We start from the raw sequence: 26,740 nt of genomic DNA, 5'->3' as shown, positions 1-26,740 counted from the left end.
AACGTGAATACCCGGGAATATATAAATAGTGGCATTCTGGAAGCCTATTTACTTGGAGTGATTTCGGAGGAAGAGGAGCGGGAAGTACAGGAGATGGCGTTTGCGTATCCGGAAATTAAGGAATCGCTGCTGCATCTGGAAGAAGAGATTGAGGTGCTTTGCCTGGAAAGTGCTGTCCCGCCACCTGCCCGGACATGGACAGAAATTCAGGCCCGGATTGGCCGGACTGAAATACAGAAGCACCAGCCCTACAAAGACCCGTTTTCAGAACAGGGAGCCAGAACACAGGAACCGCCAAAACCGGAGTATCTGGAGGTTGAGTTCAATGACACCCATTTACGGGTTCATAAATTATGGCGGCCCGCGTTTATCGCCGTCTTTATTCTGGGTAAAATCTTTCTGGCCTGTTTTCTGTACTATTACTTTAAATCAAACAGTCTTGAGCAGGAAGTTGAACGCCTGAAGGCTGAAACTAAAGAAGTCAGAGGGCGGTAAAGCGCTCACACGTTATAGATATTGACGCCTGCCTGCCGGTATAATGCCAGCAAGGCAGGCGTTATTTTTTGGTCAGTTATGATTGCATCAAACTGCGATAAAGGGGCAAACCGGAAGTACTTGTCTTTTTCCAGTTTACTGGAATCACACAGCAGTATAGCTCGCCGGGCATTGGCTGCCATTGCCACTGTCATTTCGGCTTCTGTTTCACTGTTGGCACTCAGCCCGTTGGCCAGCGAAATCCCGTCAACGCCCAGCAATGCCAGATCGGCCTTGTAGCGGTGAATGTGCTCCACTGCCATCAGTCCGTGGGCGGCCTGCCGCTTGCTGTCAATTTCTCCCCCGGCCATATTGACGGTTACGTCGCAGTCAAGTAGGGCATTTACAACCGGTAGCGAATTGGTAACAACCCGTATTGACAGGTGCCTGATCAGCGGGCAGAGCAGAAACGTTGTACTGCCGCAGTCCATAAAAATAGTATCCCCTTCGTTGATCTCCCGCAGAGCCAGCTGGCAGATGTACTCTTTCTGCGCCTGATTAACAGCGGCTTTGTTAATAAACGAAACCGGATCTTTTGCGAGCCCGGGCCGTACGGCACCCCCGTGTGTACGGACTAACAATCCTTTTTCAGCCAGTAGCGCTAAGTCCCGCCGTATCGTAATCTCTGACGTATGCAGCAGTCCGGCCAGCTCTTTAACGTCAGCACTGTCCTTTTGCTCAAGTGTTTGCAGAATTATCTGTTTGCGCATTTGAAAATTCATAGATATCCTTTTTATTTGTTCAAAAATAATCAAAAACGATCAAATACGAACAAAGTGAACAATCGAATCCGAATATCAGAAGAAAAAGTACTGTCAGATAACTGGTATGTCCTCAAAAAAATCACGTTTGACTATCAGCGTAAAAACGGAAGCTGGGAAACCCAGTCACGGGAGGCATATGACCGGGGCAACGGGGCAACGATTCTGTTGTACAATCGTGAACAGGAGACTGTAATTCTGACCCGGCAGTTTCGCTTACCGACCTATGTCAACGGTAATGCCACGGGTATGCTGATTGAAGCCTGTGCCGGTCTGCTTGATAATGATCAGCCGGATGTGGCGATTCGCCGCGAAGTGGAAGAAGAAACAGGGTATCGCCTGCATGCGGTAACGAAAGCGTTTGAGGCCTATATGAGCCCCGGCTCCGTAACGGAAAAGCTGTTTTTTTATGTCGCCGAGTACAGCAGCAACAGCCGTGTCGCCGATGGGGGTGGAGTGGAAGAAGAGGAAATTGATGTGCTGGAGCTGCCGTTCCGTGAAGCGGTCCGGATGGCAAGTGCCGGTGAGATTATGGATGGGAAGACCCTGCTGCTGATTCAGCATCTGCAGCTGAAAGGCATACTGCCGGTGAATTAAGAACCTTCCGGGAAGTTAAAAACTCCCCGGAAGGTCGGGATAATTAATTTTTCGATGAGCCAGCCTGCGCCGGTGCCGAGGTATTTTCCGTTGACGCAGTGGCCAGCGGCTTACCTTCTTTGTCTAATTCGACAATCTCATAGCCAAGGCGCGACAAGCCTGGTTTGATCAGCGCTTTGTCACCGACAACCGTAATGACCATGTTATTCACCGGCAGACGCTTCTGGGCAATGGCCTTGATTTCTTCCGGCGTGATTTTGTTCAGAATCTCACTTTGCTTCTGAACAAAATCATTCGGCAGGTTATAGTCGATGATCTGGCTCAGGAAGATGGCTTTCTGCAGCGAGGTTTCGTAGCGCAACGCATCCCGCTGACCGATTGAGCTCTTCGTAAATGCCAGTTCTTCGGCCGTGATACCGTCTTTCGCGTAGTTGGTAATCTCCTTCATGAACTCCACCACCGAGCTATCGGTTGCAGCAGCTTTAACACCGGCCGATGCCGTAAAGACTGCCGGCAGGCGGCTGCCCGAGAAGCCCGACCGCGCGCCATAGGTAAAGCCTTTGTCTTCGCGCAGGTTCATGTTGATACGGCTGTTAAACGCACCACCCAGAATGTAGTTGGCCAGGCCGGAACGGTAATAGTCGCCGGTTGCATCGTATGGCATATCGGTTACGTAGCCGATCCGGATTTCAGACTGTGCCGCTTTGCCTTTGTCGATCAGGAAAATACGGGTTTTGTCGGCCGCTTTAGCTGCGGGTACGGCTGGAATAGTAACCGGTTTTGCTTCCCATTTCGTCAGGAAGTTCAGTTTAGGGGTAATGTCTGCCTTTTCCAGATCACCTACTACAACCAGATTGGTTACCGATGGTGAGAAGTTCTTCGTATAAAATGCCTTCACATCATCGAGCGAGATGTTTTTAACGCTTTCAGACGTGCCGCTTACCGGAATGGCGCGGATGTGATCGGCCCCGAATAACAGGCGGTTATAGGCGCGGTTGGCAATGACAACCGGCTGTGTGCTCTGATTTTCAATGTTTTCGAGCAACTGCTTTTTCAGACGGGCAAAATCTTCGGGCGCAAATTTCGGCCGGAATAGCTTCTCTTCCAGAATGGCCAGGGTAGCATCCAGATTTTTCGTCAGCGATTCCACTGAAACGCTGATTTCGTCGGTGCTGGCGCTGATAGAAATGCTGCTGCCCAGCTTCTCCAGCTTGTTGCTGATATCTTCAGCGCTGAAATTCTGGGTCGCTTCATTCATCATAGACGCCGTCAGCTGCGCAACGCCTGCTTTCGACATATCGGTGGCGGATAATAAGTGACCGCCTTTGATCGAAAACAGCAGCGTTACCGTCGGAATTTCATTGTTCCGGACACCGATCATCTTGATGCCGTTTGCCAGGCTACCAGTCCAGAACGGAGGAACCTGCGTGGCCGGATTCGGGCCTGAAGCCGGTTTTTTAGCCCGGTCAAATGAATCCGTTGGCTTTTTATAGGTCAGACCGTCGTAACCGTAATTCGGTGCTTTATAACCGGCAGCTGAAACGGTGTAGTTGTCGGCATGCGTAACAATGTCCTTCTTGCCGTTCGGATAAACCGTCAGTACGACTGCATTTTTGCCTTTGATGTATTGGTTATACACCCGCATTACCTCTTCTTTCGTCAGGGCCTGAATCGTTTTCAGTTCCAGCGGCAGGTAGTTGGCTGTCGGCGCAAACGTCTGGTAAGCAGCCAGCTGCGATACTTTACCCGATACACTGGCCAGCCCTTCGATCAGGCGGGTTTCACGGGTGGCCTTAAACTGGGTGATATCGTCGTCGGTGACACCACGACGTTCGAACTCAGCCAGTGTACGCTGTAACATGGCTTCGGCGCTGTCCAGACGCATCGTCGGGAACGGCAGAACTGTGAATGTAAACTCACCGGCCAGTTCCGTTGTCGGATGGCTGGCATTTGACTGGGCTGCCTTCTGTGTTTTTACGAAGTTTTTGTATAACAAAGAGTTACGGCCGCCGCCCAGAATTTCGGCCAGGGCATCCAGCGCTACTTCGTCTTTATGATACGTCGGGACCGACGGGTACGTCACGCGCAGCATCGGGAACCGGATGTTGTCTTCGTAGGATACATAGCGGTTTTTGTCGAGTATTACCGCTGGTACGGTTGTTTTTGTAACGCCCGGGCCTTTCGGAATCGGACCGAAATATTTCTCCGCCAGTTTAACCACATCTTTGGCCGATACATCACCGCCAACGGTCAGGACGGCGTTATTCGGGCCATACCAGCGCAGGAAGAAGTTCTTAAGGTCATTTACATTGACACGGTTCAGGTCTTCCACATAACCGATTGTCAGCCACGAGTAAGGGTGCCCGTAAGGATACAGATTTTTAGCGGTTGTTTCACCCGCCAGACCATACGGACGGTTGTCGTAGTTCTGACCGCGTTCGTTTTTAACGGTAGCGCGCTGGATTTCAAATTTCTTCTGGGTAACGGCGTCAAGGAGGAAACCCATCCGGTCGGCTTCGAGCCATAATGCCCGCTCCAGCTGGTTGCTTGGCAGCGTTTCGTAATAGTTGGTCCGGTCGCGGTTGGTCGAGCCGTTGAGGGTACCTCCGGCTTCAGTAATGAGTTTGAAGTGCTCATCATCGGCTACGTGGTCAGAGCCCTGGAACATCATGTGCTCAAAAAAGTGCGCAAATCCGGACTTGCCGATTTCTTCGCGGGCCGAGCCGACGTGATACGTTACATCGACGTGAACCACCGGATCAGAATGATCTTCATGAACAATTACGGTAAGGCCGTTAGGCAACACGTACTTTTCATACGGAATGACCAACTCGTTGCCTTTGCGGGTTACTTTTTCAACAAGCTTAGTTTGTGAGAATGCGCCCTCAGACACCGTCAGACAGGCCAGCAGTGAAAGAGACAAGGTAAGTTTTTGCATGTAGACTTTAAGTGTCTTAAAATTTACTAAAAATATGTATTTTGACGGATTTATGTGTAAAAATGCTGAAAACTCGCGGAATAATACGGTAAAACAGCAATAAGATTGCACCCGGCAGATTTATTGCACTGTTCCGGCCACATCATTTGTTTCCGTAACTTTGCGGCTATGCGGTATTTTATGGAGCTAAGCTACCGGGGAACCAGTTATCATGGCTGGCAAATTCAACCCAACGGAGTGAGTGTTCAGGAGGTAATTGAAAACGTGCTGAAAGTCCGGCTCCGTGAGCCGATCAGTATTCTGGGCAGCGGCAGGACCGATACCGGTGTGCATGCCTCACAGCAGTATGCCCATTTTGATACGGAACAGCCTTTGCCGGCCCTGGGGCAGCTGCAGCATTCACTGAATGCGATGCTGCCGCACGATGTGGCCATCCATCGTATTTTTCCGGTTCGCCCCGACGACCATGCCCGGTTCACGGCCGTTTCGCGCTATTATGAGTATCAGATAATACGGCGGAAAAACCCCTTTAAAACAGGACTGGCGTACGTGTTTCATCCCCCGCTCGATGTGGCAGCGATGAATGATGCTGCCAGCCGCCTGATGCACTATGTCGATTTCGAGAGTTTCAGTAAGGTCAAAACGGATGTAAAAACCTTCAACTGCCGGATTGACTTTGCCTACTGGAGCGTTACGGAGGCCGATGGGATGCCAGATGGGAATCTGACGTTCCATATCAAAGCCGACCGGTTTTTGCGGGGTATGGTACGGGCTATTGTTGGTACATTGCTTGAGGTAGGGCAGGGTCGGATGACGCCGGATCAGTTCGAAGCGGTTATTCAGGCTAAAAACCGGAATAAGGCCGGTCGCGCTGCACCGCCGGAAGGGTTATTTCTGGCCGAAGTTGGCTATCCCGACGAGGTGTTTGCACTTGCTGACGCAACCGGAAAGGTTAATCCAAAAATTGAAAATTGATGAAAATCGGAACGATTATATTGGCCGCCGGCGGGTCAACGCGCATGGGCGGTCAGGCTAAACAGTTAATAGCGTACCAGGGCCAGACACTGGTACAGCGGATTACGGATGCCGCCATTGCACTGGAAGCAGGGCCGGTTGTGGCTGTGCTGGGCGCACACCGCGTCGAAATCGGTACGGAACTGGCTGGTAAGCCCATTACGCTCGTCGATAATCCGGCATGGCAGACGGGACTGGCTTCGTCACTGAAAACAGGGCTGGCTGCCTTGTATCTGACGCAAAAAGACATCGATGCCGTATTGATTCTGCTGACCGACCAGCCGCATGTATCCTATGGCTTGCTGAAGCATATGCTCTATGCCAAAGAAAAAACCGGAAAGGGTATTATTGCCTGCCTGTATGCCGATGAACTGGGCGTACCGGTACTGTTCGACCGGAAATACATTGAGGAACTGCTACAGTTGCAGGGAGACCGGGGGGCTAAATCCGTCGTGCTGAAACATACCAGTGATTGCGCCGCCATTCCGTTTGATCTCGGAAAGGTGGATCTGGATACGCAGGAAGACATCGCCCGGTTCAGAGAGGACAATCCGTAAACGAATCCGTATAATTTCGTGTTTACCAGATGAATACCTGTCGGTATCTCAACAGACATAACGGGAGACAATCATGAAAGAGTCATTCAACGATATAATCAAAGGCGATAAACCGGTTTTAGTAGACTTTTACGCCGACTGGTGCGGACCCTGTAAAATGCAGGCGCCGATCCTGAAACAATTTGCCGACCGAATGGGCGACAGTGTGCGCGTGGTTAAGGTTGATGTAGACCGCAGCAAGTCAGCGTCGATGACCTACCGTATTCAGGGCGTACCGACCCTGATTCTGTTTAAGGAGGGCAAAATTGTCTGGCGGCAGTCGGGTGTAGCGCAACTCGCCCAGCTCGAGAAAGTGGTTAAGCCTTTTCTGGGCTAATATCCCCTGAAAAGCATAAAAAAAGGCGGCCCGGTGTGGGTCGCCTTTTTGATTTATAACATGCGTTTGATGAGCTGTTCGACGGAAATCCCTTCGGCCTCAGCCTTAAAGTTCCGGACAATCCGGTGGCGGAGAATCGGCAGGGCAACTGCGCGGATATCTTCGATGTCGGGCGAGTATTTACCGTTAAGCAGGGCGTTGCATTTCGCGGCCAGAATCAGAGCCTGAGAAGCCCGCGGACCTGCACCCCATTCGAGGTACGTATTTGCATCTGACGAAGCCATTTCGGTATTCGGGCGGGTTTTGTGTACGAGCTTAACCGCGTACTCAACCACGTTATCCACGATCGGAACGCGGCGCACCAGTTGCTGGAACTCCTGAATTTCTTCGGCCGAAATAACCTTGCTGATCTGTGGCTTTTTGTCGGTTGTTGTCGTTTTAACGATTTCAAGTTCCGCCTGATACGACGGATAGTCGAGCCAGATGTTGAACATGAAACGGTCGAGCTGGGCTTCCGGCAGCGGATAGGTACCTTCCTGTTCGATCGGGTTCTGGGTAGCCAGCACGAAGAACGGGCGGCTCAAGGGATATTTCTGGCCGGCAACCGTTACCGAATATTCCTGCATGGCCTCCAGCAGCGCCGACTGGGTTTTAGGCGGCGTCCGGTTAATCTCATCGGCAAGGATGATGTTGGCAAAAACAGGGCCTTTAATGAATTTGAAGTTCCGCTGCTGATCGAGCGTTTCCGAGCCGAGAATGTCGGAAGGCATCAGGTCAGGCGTAAACTGAATCCGGTTAAAACTTAAATGTAAAGCGTCAGAAATCGTCTGAATCAATAAGGTTTTGGCCAATCCCGGCACCCCTACCAGCAGGCAGTGGCCCTGACAGAAAATAGCCGTCAGCAACAGCCGGACGGTATCTTCCTGACCAATAACAACTTTCCCGATTTCACTTTTCAGCTTTTTATACGAATCATTCAAGGCTTCTGCAGCCGCAACATCCGATGAATAAGGCACTGTTTTAGGGTTTGATTGGTGACGTAATGGTTGTATCTGGACGAATTAATGAATAATGTAAAATGAACAATGTATACTGGTTTTATACCTATTGCTTCGGTAGTCCGTCATTATACAGTATTCATTAACCATTATACATTAACAGTTAATCGTTTCCTCCGCTGGAGCTGCCATTGCCGGCGGCACTCGACTGAGATGTCCCGAAAACACGACAATCGTTGTATTCAGGATCGACGGTAATATACACATCGCTGACGGATTTTCTAAACCAATCGTCAATTGCGCGGTTCTTTTTATTCGTTAAAACGATGTTCTGGAGCTTTTCAAAGTCCAGTTTATAATCGGCCGTATGCGGGTTTGATTTGCTCTTGAAATAAAGAATCCGCATGGCGCTTTTACCGTCTTCGGTACGATACGGAATCGGAGCAGAAATCTTGCCAACTTTCAGCGTATCCAGTAAATGGAACAACGCATATTCCATCGACGCATCCATGGCCAGCCGTGCGCTGTTGGTTTCCGGATTACGGAGCAGACCGCCCGCATCCGCAGTACCTTTATCTTCCGAAAAGTCTTTGGCCGCTTTCGAAAACTTAACGCTGTCGATTTCAATCTCGTGCTTCAGGCTGTCCAGAAACCGGGTTGGCTCTGTAATATCGAGGCGGTTGTAGTCCGGACGCAGCAGGATGTGGCGGGCATGGTATTCGGCACCGCGGATTTCCAGCAGCTGGATCAGGTGGAAACCGAATTCTGATTCGACAACATCCGACATTTCGTTAGGCTTCAGTTTCAGCGCCGCTGCCTCAAACGGAGCCACCATGGCACCGCGTTTGGCAAAACCCAGATCACCGCCCTGCTGGCCTGATCCTACGTCTTCAGAATATTCTTTTGCCAGTGCGGCGAAATCACGGCCTTCCTCAACCAGTTTTTTGATATCCAGCAACCGCTTCCGCAGTACGTCTTTCTGTTCCCTGGTGGCTTTGGCAAACCGGACAATCTGACCGATTTCTACCTCCGCAGGCATATAAGGCAGACTGTCTTTCGGGATACCGTCGAAGAATTTCTTTACTTCGCGCGGCGTCACCTTTACGTCAGACGTAATTTTCTGCTGCATCTTCTGAACGATCAGCTGGTCTTTCACCTGCTGACGCAGTTCGCTTTTGAGCATTTCGAGGCTTTTACCGTAAGCTTCGACGATGTTTTTCTCCGAACCAAACTGCTGAATCATGTATGACATCCGCGTATCCAGCTGGCTGTCAACCTGCTTTTCATCAACGACTACCGAGTCAATATCGGCTTTGGCAAGCATCATTTTATTAATCACCAGACTTTCCAGCAACTGACATTTGGCCGGCGGGGTCTGGTTCTGGGCTACATACGAATGGTACGATTCTTCCAGATCCGACCGCAATACGTAGTAGTTATCGATTTTCGCAATGATCTTGTTTATACTAACGCTCTGTCCCTGAGCAAATACCGATTGGGAGAGCCAGCTGCTCGCTACCAGCAACAGACAAGCTATGAGTTGTTTTTTCATGCTAAAGGCTTTCATCACTGAGTAAAGAACGCCAATTTGAATGGATTGTGTTTCCTAAAAAATGTTAACCAGAAGGGTTTTAATGGATAATGAACAATGCATAATGAATAATGAATAGGGGGAACGCTCGTTCTCCATTACTTACCGGTCATTATTCATTGTACATTAACCATTACACATTACTCATTTATTTAACCAGTTTCCTGAGTTCGTCTTCGTTAATCTTTACCGGATACTTAGCCCGTAAGGTCTCAAGCCATTGTTTTTCCAGTAAGGCCTGATATTCATTAATGACCGTACCGCGGGCTTCATCCAGCGTTTTCAGGCGTGACGGTTCAATGCGGCTGATGATCACCTGCACCGTTTTACCATTTACCGTGCGCGTTGTGGTGTCAGGTTGCCAGGCAATCCCGTCCAGCAGCGGCTCGGCACCTTTTGCATAAATGCCCTCGGTAATGGTAATAGATGCCGGACCGGTTTGCCCCGGTTTTGTGTTAAGCACGCGTGCCACGTCTTCCTTTGCCGTTGTAAAATACTGGAACGTTACCCGCTGATGCTCAGCATCGGTTTTAGCCCCCGCGCGGAATCCTTTCTCGTCTTTTTCAACAATCCGGGTCAGCGGAATACCGTTGTACCGCAGGTAACTGATGACGGTCCGGAGCCGGTTGGCCGACACCGAATCAGCCTCCGACGGGCTGTGTGATCCGGTGATTTCTACAATATAATTCGGATTACGCGATAATGCAACCAGTACATCAAACAGACGCTCTTTCAGGCTGGCGGTCATGCCGGTCTGGTTTTTCTCGTACACCATTGGTCCCGACGACCGGCGCAGCTGGTAGGGCAGCTGCTTCATCATGTCACTGGCCTGATTGAGTACCTCGTTGTTGGCTGCCACAATAATGGTTGCCACCGCCCGCTCCGGATACCGGTACTTGTCCTTATTCCGTTCGTAAAGCTGGCGCTGGCCAAGTGTATCGGTCATCGACTTTTCCCAGACGTTATCTTCCATCATCTGTGAAAGCAGCACACCATCGCGGATTTCGGTCATAAGCGCCCGTAGTTCAGGGTATTTTTTCTCCAGATTAGCGTCTTCTGCCTCCATCAGTTTGTCGTCCTGAAAACGCTTGTAATACCGCTGCATGGCTACTGCCGGTACAGCACCCGGGCCGTTGACAATCTTGCGGGCCGGCTGTTGCTTTTGCTGTACATACGCAAAAAACGCGTTAACAGTTGCGGGCTTCTGGTTTGCGGTAAACAGGTTTTTCCCCTCCAGTGCCGGTTCCAGGGGTGTTGTTAGCTTCCATTTGCCGGCCAGCAGCGACGAATCGGCTTTGGCAAGGGCTGCCGTAACTACAGACCTGTTTTCGTCGATTTTATACTCCTTACGCAGGCGCTGCACGGTGATCTGGCGCAAGACTTCGGCCCGCGTGTCGGTTACGACTTTCTGCCGTAGCGCCGGAGCCAGTTCCTGGTATGATTCAAGCGGTTTCCGCTCAAGCAACTTAATGATATGCCAGCCATAGTTGGTCCGGATCGGTTTGGTATACTGGCCGGGCGTTGTCAGGCTGTAAGCGGCTTCTTCGAAAGCCGGTACCCAACGGCCTGGTTCCAGCCAGGTCAGCATGCCGCCGGTATTACGCGTAGACGCGTCGTCGGACAGTTCGCGGCAAACGGCGTCGAATGATTCCCCGTTTTGCAGGCGCTGGTAAATTTCAGTAGCTCTGTTGTAAGCACCCTCTTCGCCGGCCTTATCGACGTTCGGGCTGATGCGGACCAGAATATGGGCGACATGCACCTTCCCACGGCTGGCACGCCGTTCGGCCGGCCGGACAAGGTGGTAGCCAAACCGTGACCGGACTGGCTGGGAAACCCCACCCACGGTAGTCTGGTAGGCCGCCGTTTCCAGCGGGTACGTCAGCTGAAAGGCAATGTTATACCCCAGACTACCGCCTTTATCGGCGCTAAGCTGGTCTTTCGAGTATTGTTTAGCCAGCGCCGCAAAGTCTTCACCTGCCAGAATCCGCTTACGGATCGCAATGGCCTGATCGTATGCGGCCAGGGTATCGGCCGGAGCGGCATCTTCGGAAACCGGAATCAGAATGTGCGAGACATTAACCTCCTGCTGAATACGCTGATAGGCTTCGGCGGCCATGTTCTCAATCATAACCTTATCGGTCATGTAGGTCTGGGCCAGTTGCTTCCGGTAGGTATCAAGCTCCTCCCGAAAAGCCTCAGTCGTATCACGGCCCTGATCTTCAGCGGCCACCACTTTCAGTTTCAGGTTGGTATACAGCGTCAGGTAATCTTTCAGGTCGGTCCGCTGGTTTGAGTCGGCCATTGCCTGATTCTTGGTGAACGACTGGAAGAAATCATCGGTTGAGAAGTCTTTCTTTCCAAGCGTTATAATAACGGGTTTGGGTGGCGCTGCCTGCTGAACGACGGGGGGCGTGGTTTTACAGCCACTGACGAGTGCTGAAAGCAGCAGGCCGGTGCCGGTAAACTGAGCAGCCCATTGAAGAGAAGAACGGTATTTTGTAGTAAAAAAACGTTTTGACGTTGTCATGCACACAAGGAACCGGTTGTTAACCGATGGGTAATTGATATAAAATAACGAACAAATCGCCGGAATATTGGTCTGGACCCCCTAAGATGATTAACGGGCCATGTGCCGGCATTTGCCCGGGTTACCTGACTTTGATGGTTTTCAGTAACACGTCGTACTCAAGTTCATACTCGTACGAATCCCGCATGTTTTCTCCCTTAAAACGGGCCGGAACATGAATGAACCGTTTGGCATTATCTTTTTTCAGGTCGGCTTCCTTGATCTCCACATTGCTCTGACCAAGCAGGTCGTCGTTGTCCAGCTGATCCGCCAGCTGCATGCCGATACCGGCTGCCGTCAGACCGGCGGCTACATATTTCAGCGGGGTCAATACTTCCGTAGCCGTAATCAGAATGGCGGCGGGCATACTGACCACATTATGCACTTTCCGGATTTTAGTCAGCATCTGTTGGGCTTCCGACAGATCGTCAACTTCGATCAGCACCACCGAGGCCATGATACGGCCATTGCGCGGCATGGTCAGACTGACGGGAGCCGCCGGTTTTTCTCCGACCGTTTTTGCCACCGGCTGTAGCCTGATCTGCTGCCCCTGCCGGATCGACTCAACGCCCCAGCCACCACTCACAACGGCGGTCGGCTTGTTTTGTGCATCAAAAGCCGTCAGCGAATAGGCCAGCAAAATTTCATCGCCCCGGCTGAAGGTTTCTTCTGTATCAATGGCTTTCACCGAGCGGGGCTGCAGTTCGGCCACAAAGGCTTTCGGTACAGAACAGGCCGTCAGCAACGCGGCCATGCCTGCACCCAGCATATATGTTGAGGTTCGTCTTAACAGCATGTTGGACCGGATAACGCCGGTGGCATAGGGTTGTATGGCTTACACTTCTTCGACAACAGATTCTCCGGCTGATTCATCCCCGGATGTCCACTGCCAGCGTTCATGGAGGCGAAGGCGGCCGTCGGGTAATACCTCAGGTGTTGACCGGCAGCGTCCGGTCATCAGGTCGCCCTGCGTATTAACGTGCTGGTAGCGCATGTCCAGGCTGTTGTCCGGCAGCATGGTCGCAATCAGGAAGCCTTTCCGGATGGCACCGCCCCCGTATTCTGCCCAGACGAGCTCTCCGTCCTGCTGATAATGGAACCGCGTTTCATCGCCGACCTCTCCATTATCCGTATTCGCCACCGACCGGAAGATTTTGTTGTGAAACATAGATGAATGAGTGATTGAGTGAAAGAGCGAATGAGTGATTGAGATAAGGCGTAGCTCACTCAATCACTCATTCACTCTTTCGCAATTAGGCAGGTTCCTGCTGGCTGAGGCAGTGGAAGCTGCCGAGGCCCCAGACGATGTCGGTTGAGTCGATGCCGACGACCGGCCGGTCGGTGAAACACTGGCTCAGAATATCGAGGGCCTGCTGGTCTTTGTCGCAACGGAAGGTTGGGACAATAACCGCCGAGTTAGCAATGTAAAAATTAGCGTAGGAAGCCGGTAACCGCAGCCCGTCGCTGACAACAGGGTCAGGCATCGGCAGTTCGATGATGTTGAGCTGTTTGCCGTTCAGTAACCGCATCTGCTTTAGTTCGTGATGAATCTCCTGCAGAATCGGGTAGTTTTCATCCTGTTTATTAGTTTCGTAGGCCGCCACTACTGTGTCTTCGTTAACAAACCGGACGGTATCGTCGATGTGCCCGTCGGTATCATCGCCCACGATGCCGTCTTCGACCCAAAGAACCTGCTGTACGCCGTAGAATTTATGCAGGTAATCTTCGATCTGAGCCTGGTTGAGGTGAGGGTTCCGGTTTTCGTTCAGCAGGCAGGCGCGGCTGGTCAGCAATGTACCGGCACCGTTAAATTCAACCGAACCACCTTCCATGATGATGCCGGGCGTTACATACGGCAGATTGCGGTAGTGGGCAATGAGAACCGGCAACAGATCGTCGTTGTCAAACGGAGGGTATTTGCCGCCCCATGCGTTGTAGCCCCAGTTCACGACCATCCGCTCACCCGTGGCCGGATTTTTCAGGAAGGCCGGGCCGTGGTCGCGGCACCATGAGTCGTTGGTCGGGTTAGGCAGCAGGTAAATGTTGGTCAGGTCGACGCCGGCGAGCAACAGGCGCAATTTAGCGGCCTGAATTACCGTTTCGTTATGGGCATTGATGCATACCTCCTCGCCCTGCGCGATGGTACGGATAAATTCGATGTATGACGGAAACATCAGCTCCTGACGCTCTTTGGTCCAGGAGGCTTCTGTGTGCGGCCAGCTTAGCCAGGTGGCAACGTGTGGCTGCCATTCAGCGGGAAAAGAAAAGCCCGGCTGAGACGGATTGCTATTCGTTGACGACGCTTGTATATTCATGCCAGTTTTTTTGAACAGACTACAAAACTACGAAAATTATAGCCGCCGGGTGTTTCCCTTTGGTTATGAATGTCCTGACCCTGTTACCACCACGCATATGAACCGATTAATACAACGTGTACTACTCTGTGTACTCATCTGGTTATCAGTTGATCAGAGCTTTGCGCAGCTGGCCGGCAAGGACCCTGAAGAGAAGGGTGTCTGGGAGGTAGGCATGACTGTTGTTTTCGGACCTGCAAACCGCCCTCCTGTCGCTGGTACTATTGTTAAAAATCTGACTGAACTCATTGACAAACAACGGCAAGGTAAACCCGTATATGTCGTTTCACTGACAACACGCAATGCCGCAAAGAATGACTGGCATCTGCTTGCCGGGTGCACGGAAATACGGAAAGTTTCCGTTAATATGATGGTTGGCGACCAGATTGATTCCCTGTTTCTGGCGCTGGAAAGGTTACCGCATCTGGAGGAGCTGACGCTCAGTATAAACTCCTTTTCGATGAACCGGCCACGGCAGCAACTCATGCAGTTTCCTGCTCCGCTGGGCCGTTTAAGAGCCTTAAAAATGGTGTATTTGTATGGTGCTGCTTTTGATTATGATCAGGTTTTTCAGTTACTGGCAACAAATAATCAGCTGACAACGCTGCATCTGGAGCCGTTTTTGTCCGAAACAGTTCAGCTGCCGGCTTCGCTCAGTATGCTGACACACCTCGAATCGCTGACCATTAACGGAGCATCCACGCTGTTGCTGCCCGAAGAAGCCGCCGGTCTGAAGCAGTTGAAAAAACTATCTCTGTCGGGTGTTTTACCGTCTGCCTCCGGCATGATCGGGTTATTAGCCAATCTGAAAAGCCTTGAAACAATTGATATCGCCTTTGCCGAAAGCAATCAGATTCTGTCGCAGATGCGTGTCCAGAATGGCCGGTTGACGATGCCGCCGAATGATGCAGGGCAGCAACCCGCTAACGTTACGTTTTCGTCTCTATCCGGTCTCACCAACCTGCGATCGCTGAAGCTGACCGGCAACCGGACCCGCATTACATTTCCTGAAGATGGGTTTCGCGGACTGACCCGACTGGAGACGGTTACGCTGAAAGGACTGCGCATCCGCCAGCCGCTGACCGGTTTGTGCGAACTGGCAAATCTGAAGGAGCTACGCATTACCAAAAGCTTTCCCGGCGAACTGCCTGCCTGCCTGGGCCGGCTCTCAACACTGACAGTCCTGGACCTGGAATCAGATTCGCTGACAGCACTACCGGCGGGTATTTCCGGCCTGCGCAATCTGCGGGTATTAAACCTGCGCGAAAATCCGTTGCAGCAGCTTCCGGCGGCAATCGGTCAGCTTAACGAACTCAGGGAACTAGGGCTGAACGAAGCCGGACTGACGGCTTTACCGGCCTGGATCGGGCAACTGGTAAAACTCGAAGAACTGGACCTGCGCAATAACCAGCTGACGGCCCTGCCCGACGAGGTAACCCGACTGACCCGCCTGCGGAGCCTGAATGTGTTCGGTAACCAGCTGAAAGCCCTGCCCGCAAACCTGACAAAACTAACGCAGTTGCGTTCGCTGGTTGTACTGGGCAACCAGCTGACACAGTTACCGGCTGATCTGGGTAAACTGCGCCTGCTGCATACGCTGAATATCGACCAGAACGCGATCACATCCCTGCCCGAAAGTATGGGTAACCTTGATTCGCTGCAACGCCTCTTTATCGGTGAAAATCAGCTGACGGTGTTGCCCGAAGGACTGACCAGGCTCCGGAACCTGCGGGAGCTCTACATTGGTCAGAACAAGCTGGGTGCCTTACCGGCCTCGCTCGGGAACCTGACCAGACTCGAACGCTTTCACCTGTCCGATAACCCGATCCGCGACCTGCCGGCTTCTATCGGCGACTGGCGGGCGATCCGGCAGGTCTACATACAGCATGTGCCTGTGCGTTTTCTGCCCGTTACTATTGGTAACTGGCAGGCGCTGAATTCGCTGAATATCGAAGATAGCGATCTGATGGCATTGCCCCGTGAAATCGGTCAGTGTACACAGCTGGAGCGATTAATCATTAAGCGGGGAAATGTATTTGGCCTACCTGAATCGATGGGGCGTTTGTTACAGCTGAATGAGCTGATGGTAACGGGTAAAGCAGGCGATCAGCCGGGCAGCGGTGGTTTGGGTGAATTGCAGAAGCTGCCCGACAGCCTGAAATACTGCACCGCTTTACGGGCGATCCGGATCCAGAACCAGCGGGAATTCGACGCCAGAGACCTTTGGCATTTGTTGCCCGGCATGCCGCAACTGTCGGAGCTTGACCTGACCAATTGCGGCATTACCGAATTACCGGCTACCGGCTACGAACACCTGCGGGTTAACCGGCTGGTGTTGGCTAACAACCGGCTGACGCGGGTTCCGGCCGAACTGGGCAGTGTACCCGGGTTGCGATGGGTCGACCTGACCGATAATCCGGTGCCCCCGGGCATGAGCCAGCCTTTCTCGAACATTGACCAGCTGGTATTGCTGATCGCACAGCAGGAGGGGGGCGCTCAGGGGCCGAGTGTCGCGCTGACACGGGCTTACATCGGCGGGGGCGTGCAGAAGATGGAGTATATGAATTCGGCGGAGGCACTGACGTTATTCGATAAGGCACTGGCAGTTGCGCCGGATTCCCTGAAACCGATTGTTTATGGGTTTCGGGCAGACGTGCTTTTTGGCCTGAAAAAATATACTGAAGCATTGGCGGACTACCAGAACGCCATTAATCAGGCGTCCCGGGTACCGAAAGGATCAACGGATGGATTCAGCACCGTGACGGTCTACCTGCCGGACCATTATCTGGCCGGCTGGCTGGGGCGTAAAGGCATGGTTGAGGGAGAAATGGGGAATACCGAAGCGGCACTAACCGATCTGAAGGCATCGCTGAATCTGCTGCCTGAACAAGGAGCAGCGTATTCACGGGCCACTTTTCAGCTGGCCGAAGGGCGGTTGCTGGCACAGCAAAATCAACTGGAAAAGGCCAAAACCAGCTTTTCCAAAGCGCTTGACCTCTATGATACCGACTTACTGTTCGAGCAGATGTCATCCCGCAGCCAGCGTGCTACCGCCGGTAACGAGCTGATTGCTGCCGCCCTGGCCCTGCTCACCAATCAGCTTAGCCGGGCCGACGCTATCCTGACCCGTTATGAAAGCCGGATGAACCCTGAAAAAAGCAGTGGTATCGGCACGTATTTCCGGCTTTGTCAGGAGATTATGGCCGGTAAAAAAACGCAGGCGCAGGCTATTGAGTCGTTTACCAATCAACGGCGCTTACACACAGAGCCATTGTCGGAATGGATGTATACCTGGTACGATAAAACACTGTTGGCCTTACCACTGCCCAAAGAGCAGAAAGAGGCCCTGACGCAGCTGACCAGCTTGGCAAAGAGTATGGTCAGAAAAAGCGAGTAACGCTCAAAGCAGCCTGACCCGGCTATTGTGATAGGCCTGTAACTGCGGCGAATCGGTAGGCAGTTCAGTAATCAGGTAATCGATCTGGTCGAGGTCGGCAATTTTCATGCGCATGACGGTGTTCATTTTCTCCGAAATGGCCAGAATAGCTACCTGGTTTGAGGCTTTGATCATGGCTTTTTTCGCCTGAACCGTTTCCCAGTCCGAGTCGCTGAAGCCTTCGCGGGAATCGATGGCGTTCGTGCCCATGATGCAGAGGTCGGCGCGCAGTTCGGAAAGCCGGTGACTAACGTCGCCACCGACACTCATCTGGCTGTAGCGGGAGATTTGCCCGCCGATCATGATGATTTCCAGATTTGGCTTGTCGAGCAGTTCGACGGCGGTCAGCGGGTTAACGGTAATGAAGGTTGCCTTTAGTTCATTCGGAATCAGTTTAATCAGCTCCCGGATTGTTGTGCCGCCACCGATCAGTATCAGCATGCCTTCCCTGATCAGGGTAAGGGCTTTTTCGGCGATGATCCGTTTGTTCTGATGGGCATACGTCTCCTGTAACGCTGCTCCGTGGTGATAGGCTTTCGACATGGCCCCGCCCCGGATTTTGATGACCTTATCTTCTTCGGCCAGTTCGTTTATATCCCTTCGGATTGTGTCTTCAGATACATTCAGTGTGGATGCCAGATCGGCCAGATAAATACGTGTGTGCAGGTTTATCTGCTTTAAAATCAGTTCCTTTCGTTCATCCTTTAGCAGGATAACTGATGCCTCCGTGGGTTGCATATTACTTCGGATCATTAAAATTTGACGATATGCCAAATGCATCTGACAACAACGGTCAGGGCATTCAGGCTTTCGTAGCCGTGTTACCGGCAACAGGTTGGTTCAGTATTTTGTACAAGTTAAGTTCTTAATTAAACGTAACAGAGACAAAAATCTCCTGTAACTATTGATTAAACAATCAATAATTTGCAATATTTGCAATGGTATTTGCAAATATTGCGACGTTTTGATGGGCCTGCTACGGTTAACGGATGCTTCGTCAATCAAAAGTAGCGAATTAAAATAAGAGCAATGTAAGGGTATATGGCTAAATTTCAGGCCTATTTCAATAATTTATACTATTTAACTCAGTGCACTTCATCCGGTGCCCTAAAATGCTGAACGATATGCAAAGTGATCTGTTAACACCCGAAGCCGCATTCGCTAATCTCAATCTCTCATTACCGCCTGCACCACGGCCTTTGGGTGTATATAAACCCTACTTGATTGATGGTAAATACCTGTACATCTCGGGTCACGGTCCGGTTCAGGATGATAAAAGCCTGATTATCGGCCGGATTGGCGATGATATGGATATTGAGGCCGGTAAGCTGGCGGCCCGCCAGGTAGGGCTGACCATTTTGTCAACCATCAAGACCCACCTCGGCAGCCTTGACCGTGTCAAACGCGTAATTAAGGTGCTGGGTATGGTAAACTGCACGCCTGATTTCGAGCGCCATCCGTATGTGATCAACGGGTGCAGCGAATTATTTGCACAGGTTTGGGGCGAAGAAAACGGTATCGGGGTACGCTCGGCTGTTGGTATGGGCTCATTACCCGACAATATTCCGGTCGAAATTGAAGCATTGCTCGAATTAGTATAACCGGTGTATACCTATGTTTACCATTGATGCTCATCTTGATTTAAGCATGAATGCCATGGAGTGGAATCGTGATCTGCGGCAGTCTGTTGCGCAGATCCGGGCCCGCGAACAGGGCATGACCGATAAGCCGGACCGGGGCAAGGCGACAGTTTCGCTGCCGGCCCTGCGTGAAGGCAATATCGGTCTGGTAGTCGCCACACAGATTGCCCGCTACGTAGTACCGGATAATCCGCTGCCGGGCTGGCAGTCGCCCGAACAGGCATGGGCCCAGACGCAGGCGCAGCGTTACTGGTACGAAGCTATGGAAGAAGCCGGTGAGATGGTGCAGATCCGCGATCTGGCCGGTCTGGAGGCGCATCTGACGCGCTGGCAATCCGAAGAGGCATTAGGCGCGAAACCGGTCGCCGTGAAACCGGTTGGGTATATACTGAGCCTCGAAGGGGCCGATTCGCTGGTAACACTCGATCATGTACAACGGGCGTGGGAATACGGCCTCCGTGCCATCGGTCCTGCCCATTACGGTCCCGGCCGTTACGCACAGGGTACCGACGCCACCGGGTTTATGGGTGAACGCGGGCAGGCGCTGCTGCGTGAAATGGAACGCCTGAACATTATTCTGGACGCTACCCACCTGTGCGATGACAGCTTTTGGGAGGCTATGGATCACTTCCACGGTCCAGTGTGGGCGAGTCACAACAATTGCCGGGCGCTGGTCAATCATAACCGCCAGTTCAGTGACGAACAGCTGAAAGAGCTGATTGCGCGCGGGGCCGTGATCGGCGGCGCGCTGGATGCCTGGATGATGGTGCCGGGTTGGGTACGTGGTCAGTCCACACCGGAAGGCACGAATTGTAATCTGGAGGTAATGCTTGATCATCTGGACCATATCTGCCAGCTGGCCGGTAATGCACTGCACGTTGGTATCGGGTCTGACCTCGACGGTGCTTTCGGCAAGGAGCAGTGCCCGTATGATCTGGAAACCATCGCTGATTTGCAGACCATTCCCGATAAGCTGCAGAAACGCGGGTATTCGCAGACGGATATCGAAAACATCATGCACGGCAACTGGCTGCGTTTTCTCCGGAACGCCTGGGCTTAAGATGTACCCAAAAATGCCCCTGCTGCTGATGTTTTCAGGCATCAGCAGCAGGGGCATTTTTGGGCCTTACCGGCCAAATACAAAAAACTTATGCTGGCAGGAGTTACAGCAATAATACTTCAGCGGTAAAAACAGGTACCTGATAAATAACGGGCGTTTAATACGTTTTGGCGCTTCATGATGGCACCTCGGACAGGTTTTATTCTTACTGAACATCTTCATCCTCTTGCTGAGGATTAATAAAAGCAGCAGTAGTGCTCCGGCCCCAATAAATATGGAGGTTGGAGTCAATGAAAAATCCGGCATTAAGCGGTGGAAGGTTTACAGAAATTATACTTGCTTCACTTGAACAAAGTCATGAGGACTCTTATCAAAAAGACAAATTATTATATATTTTCTATAAACAGGTATATTCTTTATTGTACGGCGTATCTCTCTGAAAAACAGCGTACTTACTTTTTCAGGCCAGATGCGTTTTTTTACTATGCTGTATAATGCCTGTTATCCGTCTGAATCCGGTATGAATTCAGTCGGGTAACAGGCATTACGGACTTTCAGTATTACCGGGGTACAGGTGTGTGGGCGCTGACGGCAATCCGGTTCCACGCATTAATCGCAACGGCGGCCAGTACGAGCTGCGCAACATAATTCTCATCAAAAAAAGCGCTGACCCGCTGATAGGTTTCATCGGTGAGGCCACGCTGGTGAATCAGGGTAACTTCTTCTGTAAGGGCCAGTACGGCTTTTTCTTCGTCGGTAAATAAGTCTGTTTCGCGCCAGGCGTTGAGCAGGAAAATACGCTGCGGCGTCTCGCCGTATTTAATTGCATCTTTGGTATGCATGTCCAGGCAGAATGCACATCCGTTGAGCTGCGAGGCTCTGATTTTCAGTAACTCCTTGTGCGTTTTCGAGAGGCCCGATGTAGCCAGAAACCCTTCCAGCGCCATGAGCGCCTTTGTCGCCTGTGGTTGTGTTTCGAGAATATTGATGCGTTTTTGCATAGTCTTACCGGTTTTGGTTGAATGACTATGCAAAGGTCGGCAGCTGGCAGGAGGAAAAACTTAAACTGGTTTAAGTTCGGTTCCGGCTGCGGATCTCGCTCAGGTATTCCGGCGTAAAGCCCAGAAAAGAAGCCAGTAGATACTGCGGTACGCGCTGTACAAAGTCAGGGTGACTCTGAGCAAAATGCAGGTACATTTCTTCACGTGTCATGTCGTGCGTATACTGCTGCCGGTATTGCGCTGCGGCATGCGCCCGCTGGTGAATAATCCGGAAATACCGCTCCAGCGCCGGAAACTGCGCCAATAATTGTTCCTGCTTATGCACATCAATCGACAGCACCGCTGAATTTTCTACCGCCTGAATATAAAAAGCAGACGTCTTCTGATTGCTGAACGACGTATAATCGGCGAGCCACCAGTTTTCGAGAGCGAACTGAATGGTTTGCTCGCTGCCTTTTTCGTCGATAAAAAAGAGCCGTAGACAGCCTTTCACCACAAAATAGTGGTTCCGGCAAACCTGACCTGCCGCCATCAGGTTTTCCTTTTTCCGGAAGCTGAGCGGGGTAAAATAACCGCTGATGGCTCCGGCGTCATGCTCCGGCAGCGAAATATACCGGCTTATGTGATTAATCAGGGCTTCGGTCATATACCAGAATGCTGGAATGAGCCGTAAAGGTAAGGCAGATTTCGATACGGCTCATTCCGGTAACCGGGCCATCCCACTTTTCAGCCGCTCGCGGCAGACGTTTATACTACTCTTCTGCAAAGTACTGACCCGATACCAGGCATGCGGTAAAAGACTGATGCAGAAAACCTGTAAGGTAATATCACCAGCCTGTGTATATTTACGGCATTGCTCAATAACACCAGCTCTCCCGCATGAAAACACTATTCACAACTACGGTCTGCATGCTGTTTGCTTTATCTGCCATGGCTCAGGTAAGTAAACCTGCTTCCGTAAACGATTATGATCTTTTCAATAACTATCAGGTCTATATCTATGACAGGCCGAATGCTGATTCAGCATACTACTGTGCCCGCCGGTTAGGGGCAGATAAGCGGTACATAGCCTTATGGCGGAGCTTGTTGTACAATAGCATCGCGCAGGCATTTCAAAAAAGTTCGAGAACCGAGGAACGATATATCAAGTATCGTCAACTCACGGGGGAAGTCCTGAAACGGCTGGTTGCTGATACCACGAAGCAAATCCGCGAAACTGTAAGACCATTGCATTACTGGGTTCAGGCGCAGCAGCATGAAAACGATCCGCAGGTGCTGAAGCAGCTGACCGGCGATTTTATACGGGATGAATTATCGTCGGCCGACTTGTACGAAAACTACCGGGGCCGCTTCGGTATCCTGATTTATCAGCTTACGGCTGTGCATCCGGAGCTGAAGCCATTATCGGATACATTGCTGGAAACGCTGTATACAAACTTCAGCCGTAACCAGGTTACGCTTACCGAAACGTCTTCCAGAGACATGCAGGAGACACGGGCCTGGTTCCGGTATTTGTTTGCCTATACCAACTACCTGAAAGCGCAACAGACCACTGATGCAACGCTGAAAGGCAATTACCTGAAGAATGCCTTCGACTATAGTCCGGACCTCGCCGATAAAAACCGCTCGGCTGCCTATTTTTATGATATGGCCTTTTTCTGGGGAGAACGCCCTAAAAAAGACCTAAAAACAGTATACATTGACTATTTAACAGAAAGCGCTAATAATCAGGTTGATATGCTGCCAATGCTGTTGAGCATGGCCCTGGCTGAACCGCAATACAAAGCCAATCTGGAAGCGTATTATAATAAAACTGGTCCGGCCGGAAAACCCTTCAGCACCTACTGGCTTGACGCCATCAACACAAGCGGGAAGGAGGCACCGGTAATTTCACTCCCGATGCTGGATGGCAAACTGTATTCGAATGCAACGGAGCAACAGGCCGGCAAATGGGTACTGGTCGATTTCTGGGGTACCTGGTGTGGTCCTTGTCGTCAGGAACATCCGGTGATGCAGAAATTCACGGACACTATGCTGGCCGATAACAGAGACCGGCTTTCGTTTCTGACCATTGCCTGCCGGGACATAAAAGAAAAGGTAGTGGAGTACCTGAACGAGAAACGGTTTTCTTTCCCGGTTGCCATGTCTGATAATCAGATTGAACACACGTATGTTGTTCAGGGTTACCCGACTAAAGTGCTGATAACGCCCCAGGGTAAGTACGTTGTCATACCGTTTAATACCGACTGGGTATCCTTTGTGAAGCTGTATTGCGGGCTGAAGTAGAGACGCAATATTTTGCGTCTCGATCATGCATATCCTGCGTCTCGATCATGCATATCCTGCGTCTCGATCATGCATATCCTGCGTCTCAATTATGCATATCCTGCGTCTCAATTATGCATATCCTGCGTCTCGATCATGCATATCCTGCGTCTCAGTCATGCATATCCTGCGTCTCAGTCATGCATATCCTGCGTCTCAGTCATGCATATGCCTGCTCATGAAATGACCGCCTTTTGCTGTAACTGAGACGCAAGGTATTGCGTCTCTACGGAGGTATTAAAAAATCCGCTGCCAGGCAAAACGGATGACCAGCAGCAGTATCACAAAACCAATGGCAAGGTAGGCAAACGGGATGTAGGTGATGGCGTAGATGTGCGTGCGGTCGATAAACCACAGAATCCCCATAACGGCAAAAATCAGCGTCAGGAAGCCGGACAGCTTGCCGAAACCGGGTACGTAACTGAACGGTATTTTTTTGCGTATAAGCATCAGTGTACCAATCATCGACAGAACAGGCAGTAACTGAATGACCAGATTCATATCCCAGATGCTTTGACGTTCAAACAGAAACAGATAGATATTCAGCGTAACGGCAAACATGCCTGGTATGCAGGCCAGGTAAACCAGAACGGCATACGCGTACCGCCATTTCCAGATTTCTTCCGCTGTTTGCCCCGACCACAAATTCGCCAGAAAGGTAGTGGCCGGCACCAGTAAAAGCAGTAAAACGAGCAGGCCCGGATTTCCCGAAATACTCTGGAAGATGTCGCGTAAAGTCATGTGAAAAGGGGAGAGGAAAAGTAAAGAGCAGGCCGGAGACGTTTCCGGCCTGCTCTTCGGGCTGTTAGCTTATTTCAGTGTCAGCAGATAGCCGATGGTAAAGTTGGCATCCCAGTCAAACACAAACTGCTCACAGCCGGTGGCATCGGCAATGGCCTTGTAGATGTTGATACCGGCTTTTTGCTTGGCGTTCTCGCCTTTGTAATCGCCGGGGGCTTTCAGAACGGTATAGCGCTCCTTGCCGTTACGTACTTGTTTGGCCAGTTCAAACGGAATACCACCGATGATAAAGCACGTTTTACGCTTCGCCGACGGGACCTGCTTCGATTTGGCCGACACGTCGTCATAGACTTTCTGGTCGGTTTCGCCGTTCTGGAAATACTTGGAGCCGGCAGCTTCGAGGGCAGTTATGTCGCCACCTTCTTTCCACGAAATTTTCGTGTTACCGGAGCCGATGTCTACCACAAAAGCTTTGTCTTCAAAGTCGCCCGGCAGCACCGAACGAAGCGCCAGACGGCCTTCCTGCTCCGGTGTTACGGTATTGACGAAGTAGTTCAGCGACTTCAGTACTTTGATGATTTTCTGCGTGCCATCTGCCTTTACCGCTCCCGAACTGACCACAAAGTGGATGTCACGGCCGCCAACGCCGAAGTCGAGCATAGTAGCGATGTATTTTTTCAGGCCGTCGCGGATATCCTGGTCAGTGGCCATGTTTTCGATCACGAGGCTGTTGCCGAATTCTGCCTTTTCGAGCTTCCAGCGTTTCTGATCATCCACGCGGACAATGAACGAGTTAAAGCCGCTCGCCCCCAGTTCGACTACGCCTTTCAGTCTGCCGCCAACCGGTTCGGCAGCGGTATAATCAAAGGACTTGCGCGGTCCGCTGTCGCTGGCTTCCGACGAGCTTTCTGAGCTGTTATCGGATGCTGCGGAGTTGTCAGACGATGCGCTGGCAGTTTCATCGTTATTACCCGGCATCGACGGGGAATCCGACTGTTCGGTGGTTTGCTGGCGTGACTGCAGTTTTTTCAGCAAATCGACGCCCCCAATATATTTCAGACCAAAATAAAGGGCGGCTAAAATCAGGACCGTGATGAGCAGACGGCCGGCTACGGTTAATCGTTGCATGATTAGTGAGGGTCTCTCTGTCCCCGCAGAGAGGAGTTTAGTGAAAGGAGCCCCCCGGGGGAGGGGGCTGGTCAGGTTAGTCTAAAAGATTGCGGTAGCCGGCATCTTTGGGCAGGCTGGTTTCGCCCGGGCGCAGGGTTGGTGCCGGCGCCGGTCCGTCGAGCTGAATAAGCTTAAACTCGCCCTTGTTGTAGGCTTCGAGCATATTCTGGCCTTTGTCAGACAGTACACCGTTCTGAATATCAACGCCGTTGATGAAATCCATCGACAGGTCCATGGCGCGTTTCATTTCACCGAGCTTATTGCTCATATCGTCCTGAATGTATTCCATCGACTCGTCGAAGTAGAATTTCTTGTCAGGATCGCCTTTGAAGATGCTGATGGCTGTCCGCAGGGCGTTCGAGCTTTCTTTAACGATATTGTATTCGGTCTCCTTCAGTTTGACCTTGATTTCGGTCTCCTTGATGATGTATCCGGCACTGGTGTTTACCTTTTCCATAAACTCCAGAACGGTTTTCATATTCCGTTGCAGCGGCAGGAGCTTTTCATTCATTTCCTGCAACCCGGCGGCTTCGATACTGGCCAGTGAGGCCGCTTCTTTCATGCCGGGGCGGTCGGTCATCTGGTTAGCGCGGTTGGCTTCGGCAAATTTTTGCTTTATGCCTTCGTTGTTTTCGCTGATTTTCTTGTTGAGCTTCACCAGTTGGCCCGCCAGCTGATTGATCTGCCCCTGCATCTTTTCGCGCTTATCTTTCAGATCCTGCACATAGATCTTCATGATGGCAATCGGGTTCAGCTGAATGATGGTACCCGTCAGGGACCGCATCATTGATTTGAACAGAAAGAATACGCCGGTCCGGATGTCTTTGCTCGTAACGAGAAAAATGACAAGGCCCAGAACGGCCAGTAAGCCGCCGAGATACAGGGTATTTTCGGTAACCTTGATCAGAAATTCAAGGATATCGTTGATCCGGTAGAGGACAACGCCGCCGATGGCCAGCAGGAACAGCATACCGGCTACACCTTCGGGACGGTTCCAGAACGAGCGTTTCTTATCGTCGTCTGCGCCGCCTAACTGCGAAAAATCAGGAGTTGATGCCATAGTATTGAGTGATTGGGCGAA

At 51.4% G+C, this 26,740-nt stretch carries 23 protein-coding genes; 9 read left to right on the top strand and 14 right to left on the bottom strand.

The genetic code is table 11. The features are described 5' to 3' along the window. Positions 1-3: 3 nt before the first annotated feature. A complete protein-coding gene (locus AC23NW_RS30675) occupies positions 4-495 on the top strand; it encodes a hypothetical protein (RefSeq protein ID WP_487454333.1) in 492 nt (163 codons plus the stop codon). Between the two features lie 5 nt (positions 496-500). Here the strand turns inward: AC23NW_RS30675 and AC23NW_RS30670 are convergent, their stop codons facing one another. Beyond that, positions 501-1,244 carry a DeoR/GlpR family DNA-binding transcription regulator gene (locus tag AC23NW_RS30670; protein WP_487454332.1) on the bottom strand — a complete coding sequence of 248 codons (744 nt, stop codon included), beginning with the start codon at positions 1,242-1,244 and terminating at the stop codon, positions 501-503. Between the two features lie 66 nt (positions 1,245-1,310). On the opposite strand from AC23NW_RS30670, the gene nudK reads away from it, so the two are divergent. Continuing rightward, the gene (nudK, locus tag AC23NW_RS30665; protein WP_487454330.1) at positions 1,311-1,892 is read left to right on the top strand and encodes a GDP-mannose pyrophosphatase NudK; all 582 of its coding nucleotides are present in this window, start codon (positions 1,311-1,313) and stop codon (positions 1,890-1,892) included. A gap of 43 nt (positions 1,893-1,935) precedes the next feature. Here the strand turns inward: nudK and AC23NW_RS30660 are convergent, their stop codons facing one another. Then, positions 1,936-4,830: a M16 family metallopeptidase gene (locus AC23NW_RS30660; protein ID WP_487454328.1), complete on the bottom strand. Its 2,895-nt coding sequence runs from the start codon at positions 4,828-4,830 to the stop codon at positions 1,936-1,938. A 168-nt stretch (positions 4,831-4,998) separates the two neighbouring features. Between AC23NW_RS30660 and truA the strand changes: the two genes are divergently transcribed. The 3 genes from truA (at position 4,999) to trxA (ending at position 6,777) form a co-directional block, all read left to right on the top strand. Beyond that, positions 4,999-5,805: a tRNA pseudouridine(38-40) synthase TruA gene (truA, locus tag AC23NW_RS30655; RefSeq protein WP_487454326.1), complete on the top strand. Its 807-nt coding sequence runs from the start codon at positions 4,999-5,001 to the stop codon at positions 5,803-5,805. Then, a complete protein-coding gene (locus tag AC23NW_RS30650; protein ID WP_487454324.1) occupies positions 5,805-6,401 on the top strand; it encodes a nucleotidyltransferase family protein in 597 nt (198 codons plus the stop codon). The genes truA and AC23NW_RS30650 overlap by 1 nt, the downstream gene beginning before the upstream one ends. Before the next feature lie 73 nt (positions 6,402-6,474). After that, positions 6,475-6,777 (top strand): thioredoxin, encoded by a 303-nt coding sequence (gene trxA, locus AC23NW_RS30645; RefSeq protein WP_487454323.1) that lies wholly within the window; start codon positions 6,475-6,477, stop codon positions 6,775-6,777. Between the two features lie 53 nt (positions 6,778-6,830). Here trxA and AC23NW_RS30640 read toward each other — a convergent pair whose 3' ends face one another. The 6 genes from AC23NW_RS30640 to AC23NW_RS30615 form a co-directional block, all read right to left on the bottom strand. Then, positions 6,831-7,793, bottom strand: a complete 963-nt coding sequence (locus tag AC23NW_RS30640) for an AAA family ATPase (RefSeq protein WP_293837622.1) — start codon at positions 7,791-7,793, stop codon at positions 6,831-6,833. A gap of 145 nt (positions 7,794-7,938) precedes the next feature. Next, complete coding sequence (locus AC23NW_RS30635; protein ID WP_293837623.1) at positions 7,939-9,327, bottom strand: peptidylprolyl isomerase; 1,389 nt, start codon at positions 9,325-9,327, stop codon at positions 7,939-7,941. Between the two features lie 187 nt (positions 9,328-9,514). After that, positions 9,515-11,893: a peptidylprolyl isomerase gene (locus tag AC23NW_RS30630; protein WP_487454320.1), complete on the bottom strand. Its 2,379-nt coding sequence runs from the start codon at positions 11,891-11,893 to the stop codon at positions 9,515-9,517. 121 nt (positions 11,894-12,014) lie between these two features. Beyond that, complete coding sequence (locus AC23NW_RS30625; protein WP_487454319.1) at positions 12,015-12,728, bottom strand: hypothetical protein; 714 nt, start codon at positions 12,726-12,728, stop codon at positions 12,015-12,017. Between the two features lie 39 nt (positions 12,729-12,767). Continuing rightward, positions 12,768-13,100, bottom strand: a complete 333-nt coding sequence (locus tag AC23NW_RS30620) for an avidin-fold protein (RefSeq protein ID WP_487454317.1) — start codon at positions 13,098-13,100, stop codon at positions 12,768-12,770. Between the two features lie 85 nt (positions 13,101-13,185). Continuing rightward, entirely contained in the window at positions 13,186-14,247 is a 1,062-nt protein-coding gene (locus AC23NW_RS30615; RefSeq protein WP_487454315.1) for an agmatine deiminase family protein, read from the bottom strand. 97 nt (positions 14,248-14,344) lie between these two features. Between AC23NW_RS30615 and AC23NW_RS30610 the strand changes: the two genes are divergently transcribed. Continuing rightward, positions 14,345-17,683: a leucine-rich repeat domain-containing protein gene (locus AC23NW_RS30610; RefSeq protein WP_487454314.1), complete on the top strand. Its 3,339-nt coding sequence runs from the start codon at positions 14,345-14,347 to the stop codon at positions 17,681-17,683. A gap of 3 nt (positions 17,684-17,686) precedes the next feature. Here AC23NW_RS30610 and AC23NW_RS30605 read toward each other — a convergent pair whose 3' ends face one another. Further along, entirely contained in the window at positions 17,687-18,460 is a 774-nt protein-coding gene (locus AC23NW_RS30605; protein ID WP_487454312.1) for a DeoR/GlpR family DNA-binding transcription regulator, read from the bottom strand. 386 nt (positions 18,461-18,846) lie between these two features. Here AC23NW_RS30605 and AC23NW_RS30600 point away from each other — a divergent pair, with 386 nt between their 5' ends. Both AC23NW_RS30600 and AC23NW_RS30595 read left to right on the top strand, forming a co-directional pair. After that, complete coding sequence (locus tag AC23NW_RS30600) at positions 18,847-19,323, top strand: RidA family protein (RefSeq protein WP_293837634.1); 477 nt, start codon at positions 18,847-18,849, stop codon at positions 19,321-19,323. A 13-nt stretch (positions 19,324-19,336) separates the two neighbouring features. After that, positions 19,337-20,422, top strand: a complete 1,086-nt coding sequence (locus AC23NW_RS30595) for a dipeptidase (RefSeq protein ID WP_487454311.1) — start codon at positions 19,337-19,339, stop codon at positions 20,420-20,422. 560 nt (positions 20,423-20,982) lie between these two features. On the opposite strand, the gene AC23NW_RS30590 is transcribed toward AC23NW_RS30595, so the two are convergent. Then, on the bottom strand, positions 20,983-21,423 hold the full coding sequence (locus AC23NW_RS30590) for a carboxymuconolactone decarboxylase family protein (RefSeq protein ID WP_487454310.1): 441 nt from the start codon (positions 21,421-21,423) through the stop codon (positions 20,983-20,985). Between the two features lie 70 nt (positions 21,424-21,493). Further along, positions 21,494-22,069, bottom strand: a complete 576-nt coding sequence (locus AC23NW_RS30585) for a Crp/Fnr family transcriptional regulator (RefSeq protein ID WP_487454309.1) — start codon at positions 22,067-22,069, stop codon at positions 21,494-21,496. Positions 22,070-22,302: 233 nt separating this feature from the next. Here AC23NW_RS30585 and AC23NW_RS30580 point away from each other — a divergent pair, with 233 nt between their 5' ends. Then, a complete protein-coding gene (locus AC23NW_RS30580; protein ID WP_487454307.1) occupies positions 22,303-23,709 on the top strand; it encodes a TlpA family protein disulfide reductase in 1,407 nt (468 codons plus the stop codon). Positions 23,710-23,985: 276 nt separating this feature from the next. Here the strand turns inward: AC23NW_RS30580 and AC23NW_RS30575 are convergent, their stop codons facing one another. The 3 genes from AC23NW_RS30575 to AC23NW_RS30565 form a co-directional block, all read right to left on the bottom strand. After that, on the bottom strand, positions 23,986-24,489 hold the full coding sequence (locus AC23NW_RS30575; RefSeq protein WP_487454305.1) for a hypothetical protein: 504 nt from the start codon (positions 24,487-24,489) through the stop codon (positions 23,986-23,988). Positions 24,490-24,558: 69 nt separating this feature from the next. After that, positions 24,559-25,617, bottom strand: a complete 1,059-nt coding sequence (locus AC23NW_RS30570; RefSeq protein ID WP_487454303.1) for a hypothetical protein — start codon at positions 25,615-25,617, stop codon at positions 24,559-24,561. A 76-nt stretch (positions 25,618-25,693) separates the two neighbouring features. Continuing rightward, entirely contained in the window at positions 25,694-26,719 is a 1,026-nt protein-coding gene (locus AC23NW_RS30565) for a hypothetical protein (protein WP_487454301.1), read from the bottom strand. Between the last annotated feature and the right edge of the window lie 21 nt (positions 26,720-26,740).

The organism is Arsenicibacter sp. R0_47 (genome assembly GCF_057652235.1).
The sequence above is the reverse complement of the archived record's forward strand: the minus strand, read 5'-3'. Positions and strand labels throughout refer to the sequence as shown.